Source organism: Streptomyces sp. NPDC086147, assembly GCF_040702165.1.
GTDB lineage: Bacteria > Actinomycetota > Actinomycetes > Streptomycetales > Streptomycetaceae > Streptomyces.
The window spans coordinates 495875-503481 of record NZ_JBFBJO010000005.1 but is presented as its reverse complement, the minus strand read 5'-3'; the positions used below and the strand labels follow the sequence as shown (position 1 = coordinate 503481).

Here is a 7607-nt window from a genome sequence, read left to right as displayed (position 1 = left end):
GTACTGCAGGGGGGACCCTGTGGGAGAGTAGGACACCGCCGAACAATCATTGTGGGAAAGCCCCGCACCTTCTGGTGCGGGGCTTTTCTGCGTTCGCCGTCCTTTTCCGAGCACAGTTCCGAACCCGGGATCAGTGGGCCTCAGAGTCGGCCGGCCGCCTTCAAGGCGAGGTACGCGTCCGCCAGGGCCGGGGCCAGGGTTTCGGGAGTGGTGTCGACGACCGTGACGCCGTGGCGTCGGAGGTGGTCCGCGGTGCGGGCGCGCTGGGACTGCGTCTGCACGGCCGCAGCGGCCTCGTACACGTTCTCGGCCGTGCCGCGCTTCGCGGCCATGCCGGCGATGTGCGGGTCGGCCACGGAGGCCACCACGAGCGTGTGGCGCTGGGTGAGCTGAGGCAGGACGGGGAGGAGGCCTTCCTCGATGGGGGCGGCGTCGAGGCCCGTCAGCAGGACGATCAGGGAACGGCGGGGAGCGCGGGAGAGCACGGTCGCGGCCAGGCCGCGGGCGTCGGTCTCCACCAGCTCCGGTTCGAGCGGGGCGAGGGCGTCGACTACGGCGGGCAGGACGTCGCTCGCGGAGCGGCCCTGGACCTGGGCACGGAGACGGCGGTCGTAGGCCAGGAGGTCCACCCGGTCGCCGGCGCGGGAGGCGAGCGCCGTCAGGAGGAGGGCCGCGTCCATGGAGGCGTCCAGGCGCGGGACGTCGCCAACGCGGCCGGCTGAGGTGCGGCCGGTGTCCAGGACGAGCAGGACGTGGCGGTCGCGCTCGGGACGCCAGGTGCGGACGGCGACGGCGGTCTGCCGGGCCGTGGCGCGCCAGTCGATCGAGCGGGTGTCGTCACCGGGCACGTATTCGCGGAGGCTGTCGAACTCGGTGCCCTCGCCTCGGGTCAGCACGCTGGTACGGCCGTCGAGCTCGCGGAGCCGGGCCAGGTGGGACGGCAGGTGCTTGCGGCTGGTGAACGGGGGCAGGACGCGGACGGTCCAGGGGACCTCGTGGTTGCCCTGGCGGGCCGCGAGGCCGAGGGGGCCGTACGAGCGGACCGTGATCCGTTCGGCGCGGCGGTCGCCCCGGCGGGTCGGGCGCAGGGACGTCGTCAGGCGCCGGCGCTCGCCGGCGGGGACGGTGAGCCGTTGGCGCGAGGCGGACTGTTCGGTGCTGGGGAGCCAACTGCTGGGCGGCCAGGCGTCCCTGAGCTGAGCGCGGAGGCGGCGGCGGGACGGGTTGGCCACCGTGAGCCGCACCTCGGCCGCGTCACCGAGTCGAACGGATGTGTCACCGCTTCGGGTGAATTGGAGCGTTCGTACTGGCGCGGCCAGGGCGTAGTCGCACAGTATTGCGAGTGAGAGGGGCGCGTTCACCGCGAGCATCCCCGTCCAGCTGGGGGCGAGGATGCCGACGGGGAGCGATCCGAGGGCCGCGAGCAGTGCGGTTCGTCCGGTGAGGGCCATGGGGCGCCGTTCTCAGCGGGGGACGGGGACGTGGGCGAGGATCGAGTGGATGACGGAGTCCGGGGTGACTCCCTCCATCTCGGCCTCGGGCCGCAGGTGGATGCGATGACGCAGGGTGGGGAGAGCGAGGGCCTTCACATCGTCCGGGGTGACGTAGTCCCGGCCGGTGAGCCAGGCCCAGGCGCGGGCGGTGGAGAGCAGGGCGGTGGCGCCTCGGGGAGAGACCCCGAGCGTGAGTGAGGGGGATTCACGCGTGGCACGGCAGATATCGACGACATAGCCGGCGATCTCGGCGGAGACCGAGACCTTGGCGACGGCGGCCCGGGCGGCTTCGAGCTCGGCGGGACCCGCGACGGGACGGACGCCGGCGGCCTTCAGGTCGCGGGGGTCGAAGCCCTCGGCGTGACGGGTGAGGACCTGGATCTCGTCCGCGCGTGAAGGCAGGGGGACCGTCAGCTTCAGCAGGAACCGGTCCAGTTGGGCCTCGGGGAGGGGATAGGTGCCCTCGTACTCGACGGGGTTCTGGGTCGCCGCGACCAGGAACGGCTCGGGCAGCGGGCGCGGGGTGCCGTCGACCGTCACCTGTCGCTCCTCCATGGCCTCCAGAAGGGAGGACTGGGTTTTCGGGGGCGTCCGGTTGATCTCGTCGGCGAGCAGCAGATTGGTGAAGACCGGGCCCGGCTGGAAGGAGAACACGGCGGTGCGGGCGTCGTAGACCAGGGAGCCGGTGACGTCGCTCGGCATCAGGTCGGGGGTGAACTGGACGCGCTTGGTGTCGAGTTCGAGTGCGGCGGCGAGCGAGCGGACCAGCAGGGTCTTGGCGACGCCCGGGACACCTTCGAGGAGGACGTGCCCCCGGCAGAGCAGGGCCACGACGAGACCGGTGACGGCTGGGTCCTGGCCGACCACGGCCTTCGCGATCTCGGTGCGCAGGGCCTCCAGGGAGGCGCGGGCGCCGTCCGAGTTCGTAGCGGTCTCGGGGGTCGGGGCGCTCATGAGGTGCGTACCTCTCTTTCGAGGGCGTCGAGTTGGTCCGCCAGGCGGACGAGGGCGGAGTCGTCGGCGGGAGCCGGGCCGAAAAGGAGGTCCCTGGGGTCCGCGGTGGTTCCGGGGAGACGCGCGGAGAGCGCGGGGAGGAGGAGGTCGGGGGAGTGGGCGTCCCGGGAGGGGACGCCGAGGAGCGGGGCGAGCCGGGTGCGGGTCGCGGTGCGCAGGACGGAGGCGGCGCGGTCGCGGGCGTTCGCCTTGCGGTAGAGGCGGGCGCGGCCCTCGGTGGCCTCGGAGGCGCGGAGGGCGACGGGGAGCCGCTCGGTCACCAGGGGGCCGAGGCGGCGGCCGCGCCAGACGGCGGCGAGCAGGGCCGCGAGCGCGAGCTGGAACGTGCCCCACAGCCAGCCGGAGGGGATGAGCGCGAGGAAGTTGCCGGTGGTGTCGTCTTCGGGCGCGTCGGCGGAGGCGTCGTACAGGGAGGGGAGGTACCAGACGAGATGGGACCGGGAGCCGAGGAGCTGCAGGGCGAGCGAGGCGTTGCCCTGCTGGTCGAGACGGGTGTTGTGGAGGATGTCGGGCGAGCCGAGGAGGACCGTGTCGGCGGTGCCGGTGCCGGGGAGGCGGACCAGGGTCGGCAGGCCGTCGGAGGGGTAGCAGGAGTCGGCCGTGGTGCCGGGGGCGACCTCGTAGCGTTCGCCGCCCAGGTCGACGCTGCCGGCGCGGGTGGCGGCGGGCAGGGTGCAGGCGGGGGAGAGGTTCGTGACGGCGGTGTCGCGGGCGCTGGTGATTCCCGGGGCCAGGACGTCGAGGGAGGGGGAGCCGGCGCCGAGGAGGACCGTGCGGCCGGCGGAGGTCTGTGCGGCGGTCCGGAGCGTGGACAGCTGGGCGTCCGTCAGCAGGTCGGGGGCGGTGACCAGGAGGGTGGTGCCGGGGGTCGTGGCCGCCGTGGCCTCGTCGAGGGTGGTGGCGAGGGTGAGCGTGACGCCCCGCTCCTTGAGGAGTTCGGCGACGGCCCGGCTGCCGTGGGGGTCGGTGGAGCGGGGGTCGAGGGCGCCGTGGGCGTTGGTGGAGCGGACCGTGGCGAGGACGAGACCGCCGATCAGGACCACGGCGACGACGAGGGCCGCGCCGCGGACACGGGTCCAGATCCGGCGGGCGGAGAGGGCGGTCGACGTGCTGCCGGTCGGAGGGGTGGGCGCCGGGGCGTCGGTGGCCGGTTCGCCGCCGGGTGCCGGGGTGTCGGTGGTCGCGCTGCTCATGCGGGCGTCCCCGTGGAGGCGGTGTCGAGGGTGAGGCGGGTCCGTTCCAGGGCGGTGTCCAGCTCCTCGACGTGGCGGTACGTCGGCTCGTCGGCGGTGCGGCCGCCGTATGTGACGTCGTCGAAGGCGCGGGCCGCGCGGCGCAGGGCGTCCGCGTGGGAGGGGAGGGAGCGGCCCGCCTCCGCGGCCGCCTCGTCGGCGGTGCGGCCGGGGCGGGGGTCGAGCAGGGCGCGTTCTTCGAGGGAGCGGACGACGGCCCGCATCCGTTCCTGGACGGCTTCGTTCCAGCGGCCGGCGGAGGCGTGGCGGGCGGCGGCCGCCCGGTGGTCGCGGGCGGAGCGGGGGCCGTCCCCGAAGAGGGAGTCGCCCGCGGTGGCGGGCGTCCGGTGGGGGGTGCCGAGGCGCCACCAGAGGGCGGCGACGAGCGCGACCACCACCAGGAGGACGACCACGAGGCCGAGCGGCCCGCCCGGGGCGACGTCGGACGCGGAGCCGAAGAGGTTGTCCAGCCACTCCCAGAGGCGGTTCAGGCCACGTTGGAGGAGGTTCGGATCGTTCTCGTGGTACATCGGGTCGGACAGCTCCCGCTCCGCCGCCTCGCGGGCGGGGACACGGGAGATGTCCACCGGTACGTCGCCGTCGGCGCGCAGGCGCGCCAGCGTTGTGGCCGTTCCCCCCGCGACCGTCACGCCGTCAGCTCCCGACGGCCCGGTCGCCGGGCTCGGGGCCGGTCTCGGGGTGGCCCGAGGCCCGGATCAGTTCAAGGTCCAGGGCTTCCCGGCGGATGCGCTGGTCCACGTAGAGGAGGACCGTCACACCGGCGGAGATCGGGTAGGTGACCGCGCTGGTGATCACGCCGCCGATGCCCGTGGCGATCAGGAACGGCCAGCCGAAGGTTCCGGCGGAGCCGGAGGACAGGCTGGAGAGGGCCTCGCCGTCGACTACGAAGCCGATGACGACGAACGGGATCGAGATGATCAGCGTGAACAGGATGATCAGCAGCTGAGTGAGCAGGGTGATGCCGAAGATCCGCCACCACGAGCCCCGCACCAGCTTCGCCGAGCGCTTCAGGGACTGGACCACGCCCCCGCGCTCCAGCATCAGGGCGGGAGAGGCGAGGCTGAAGCGGATGATCAGCCAGACGTTCAGGACCAGGGCGGCGAGGCCGCCGAGGACGATCAGGAGCACGCCCGGGGGGCCGCCGACCAGGAGTCCGGGAAGCAGGCCGACGAGCATGATGCCGGCGCCCATGGCCGCGATCAGCAGGGTCAGGCCGAGCAGCTGGAGCAGGCGCGGGCGGGCCTCCTGCCAGGCGGCGCCCAGCGAGACCGGGCGGCCGAGGACCGCGCGGCTGACCACGACGGCCAGCAGGGCGCTGCTGATCAACAGCGCCACCAGCGACACGAGGGTGTCCGGGCCCAGGCCGATCAGGGAGGCGCGGGTCGATTCGCCGAGCTGCTTCAGGGCCTCGGAGGGCGTGGCGTCCGGGTCGACCTCCGGGGCCGGCGGGACGAGGTAGCGCTGGACCAGGGTGTGGGTGACCTGGGCGAACAACGCGAGCACGGCCATGACGGGCAGGACCGCGCGCCAGTGGGCGCGGAGGGTCTTCACCGCGCTGTCGAGGATCTCGCCCACGCTCAGCGGGCGCAGCGGGATCACACCCGGCTTCGCCGCCGGCGGCTTGCCCCACTGCGTTCCGGCGGGCGGGGCTCCCCGGTTCCGGCCGGGGCCGGGGGGCGGTGTCTGGCCGGTGGGCGGGGACCACCGGCCGGCGGGGGGCTGGTCCTTGGACCACTGGGAGGTGGAGCCGTTCACGTCGGCCGGGCCGGCGGGCCGGGGAACGCCGGGGCCGTTCTGGTCGCCGGAAGGGGCGGATCCGGGCGAGGTCCAGCCCGGAGTGTCGTTCACGGTCGTCCACCTCGTGGGAATGGTCGCGGTGCCGGATCGGCGAACCGGCTCGGTCACGGCGGCCGACACCTGAACACGGCGGCGGGCCGGGTGCCATCGTGCCACGCGGGGCCCACCCGTGGGCGGGAGCGGCCTCGTCCTTCGTAGCTTCGTCCGGACCTTCGCCGTGCGGACGGCGGGCGGCACGCTGTGCGGATGCCCGATCCGGCCGTGCGAACCGTGCGGCGGCGGGTCGAGCGGGTCGTTCTCCACAGGATTACGACCGTGACAGGGGGGAGACGCTGTGGGGCAGGTCACGGCAGGTGACGATTGGCCAGGGGGATGAGCCCAGCGGGTTCAGCAAGTCCGGATGTGGTTCGACCGCGTCCGGGAGACCATCGGAAGGGACTTCGATCTTGACGCACGACGATCTGCTCACCGAGACCCTGGCGAACGCCCGCGTCGTCCTCTTCGACTTCGACGGGCCCGTGTGCGACCTGTTCGCGGGACTGCCGGCACCCGACGTCGCACGAGAGCTGACCGCGCTCCTCTCCGCCCGGGACGAAGCCGCGGGCGCGAAGGCCGCCCGGACCGACCATCCGATCGAGGTCCTGCGCATCGCGCACGAGGCCGACACCGAACTCGGCCAGGAGATCGAGCGGGCCCTGACCGCCGCCGAGGTGCGAGCCGTCGCGGTGGCCGGGCGGCCGACCCCGGGAGCGGCGGAGGCCCTGCGGGCAGCACGCGCGGCCGATCGAGGGGTCGCGGTGGTGAGCGACAACTCCGCCGAGTGCGTACGGGCCTTCCTGGAGCTCCACGGCTTGCAGCAGTACGTCACGCACGTCGTGGGCCGACCCTCCGAGCAGCTCCACCTGATGAAGCCGAACCCGTTCCCGCTCATCACGGCAGCCGAGCAGATGCACATCGACGTCACCAACTGCACCCTGATCGGGAACTCCCTCACCGACATCCGGGCCGCCCACGCCGCCGGAGCGACGGTCATCGGCTACGCCGACAAGCCCCACAAGGCGGACCTGTTCGGCGAGGCGCAAGCCGATGTCGTCATCGAGCACATGCGGGACATCGCCGACGCCCTCACAGCGGAGCAGTAAGAGGAGCCGTTACGGGTTTCTCCACCTCCGACCTCGTCCCATGGGCAGCGGCGGGATGCGCGGGGTACGGTTCTGCGCGACCACGGGGGGCACGGGGGTGACATCCATGACTCACATCGACACCCACGGACACGGACGGTCACCGGCGGTTGATCAAGGACGTCGCCGCAGGTCAGTGAGGTATCTCACCAGCCACCTCAGGACTGATACGGAAATGGGATGATGTCGATATGAAGGGACGCGTTCTTGTCGTCGACGACGACACCGCACTGGCCGAGATGCTCGGCATCGTGCTGCGGGGTGAAGGGTTCGAGCCGTCGTTCGTCGCGGACGGTGACAAGGCGCTTGCCGCTTTCAGGGAGGCGAAGCCCGACCTGGTGCTGCTCGACCTGATGCTGCCCGGCAGGGACGGCATCGAGGTGTGCCGGCTCATCCGGGCGGAGTCGGGAGTGCCGATCGTCATGCTCACGGCCAAGAGCGACACGGTCGACGTGGTCGTGGGCCTGGAGTCCGGCGCCGACGACTACATCGTGAAGCCGTTCAAGCCGAAGGAGCTCGTCGCCCGCATCCGGGCGCGGCTGCGGAGGTCCGAGGAGCCGGCTCCGGAGCAGCTGACCATCGGCGACCTGGTCATCGACGTGGCCGGGCACTCCGTGAAGCGGGACGGGCAGTCCATCGCCCTGACCCCGCTGGAGTTCGACCTCCTCGTGGCGCTCGCGCGCAAGCCGTGGCAGGTGTTCACCCGTGAGGTCCTCCTGGAGCAGGTGTGGGGCTACCGGCACGCGGCCGACACCCGGCTGGTGAACGTGCACGTCCAGCGGCTGCGCTCGAAGGTCGAGAAGGACCCCGAGCGCCCGGAGATCGTGGTGACCGTCCGTGGCGTCGGTTACAAGGCGGGACCGAGCTGA

At 72.9% G+C, this 7607-nt stretch carries 7 protein-coding genes; 2 read left to right on the top strand and 5 right to left on the bottom strand.

Going from position 1 to position 7607, the window contains the following annotated elements; genetic code table 11:
• Window positions 1–140 precede the first annotated feature (140 nt).
• From AB0398_RS15345 to AB0398_RS15325, 5 genes are read right to left on the bottom strand one after another with little or no spacing between them, the layout of a single operon-like run.
• Window positions 141–1451, bottom strand: a complete 1311-nt coding sequence (locus tag AB0398_RS15345) for a DUF58 domain-containing protein (protein WP_366375206.1) — start codon at window positions 1449–1451, stop codon at window positions 141–143.
• A gap of 12 nt (window positions 1452–1463) precedes the next feature.
• On the bottom strand, window positions 1464–2447 hold the full coding sequence (locus AB0398_RS15340; protein WP_366375204.1) for a MoxR family ATPase: 984 nt from the start codon (window positions 2445–2447) through the stop codon (window positions 1464–1466).
• On the bottom strand, window positions 2444–3700 hold the full coding sequence (locus AB0398_RS15335) for a DUF4350 domain-containing protein (RefSeq protein WP_366375202.1): 1257 nt from the start codon (window positions 3698–3700) through the stop codon (window positions 2444–2446). Before AB0398_RS15335 ends, AB0398_RS15340 begins: the two co-directional genes overlap by 4 nt.
• The gene (locus AB0398_RS15330; protein WP_366375200.1) at window positions 3697–4389 is read right to left on the bottom strand and encodes a DUF4129 domain-containing protein; all 693 of its coding nucleotides are present in this window, start codon (window positions 4387–4389) and stop codon (window positions 3697–3699) included. Before AB0398_RS15330 ends, AB0398_RS15335 begins: the two co-directional genes overlap by 4 nt.
• A 4-nt stretch (window positions 4390–4393) precedes the next feature.
• Window positions 4394–5608, bottom strand: coding sequence for a hypothetical protein (locus AB0398_RS15325; protein WP_366375198.1), 1215 nt, complete (start codon window positions 5606–5608; stop codon window positions 4394–4396).
• A gap of 395 nt (window positions 5609–6003) precedes the next feature.
• Between AB0398_RS15325 and AB0398_RS15320 the strand changes: the two genes are divergently transcribed.
• Both AB0398_RS15320 and mtrA read left to right on the top strand, forming a co-directional pair.
• Window positions 6004–6699 (top strand): HAD family hydrolase, encoded by a 696-nt coding sequence (locus tag AB0398_RS15320; protein WP_366375196.1) that lies wholly within the window; start codon window positions 6004–6006, stop codon window positions 6697–6699.
• A 230-nt stretch (window positions 6700–6929) separates the two neighbouring features.
• Window positions 6930–7607: a two-component system response regulator MtrA gene (gene mtrA, locus AB0398_RS15315; protein ID WP_010356958.1), complete on the top strand. Its 678-nt coding sequence runs from the start codon at window positions 6930–6932 to the stop codon at window positions 7605–7607.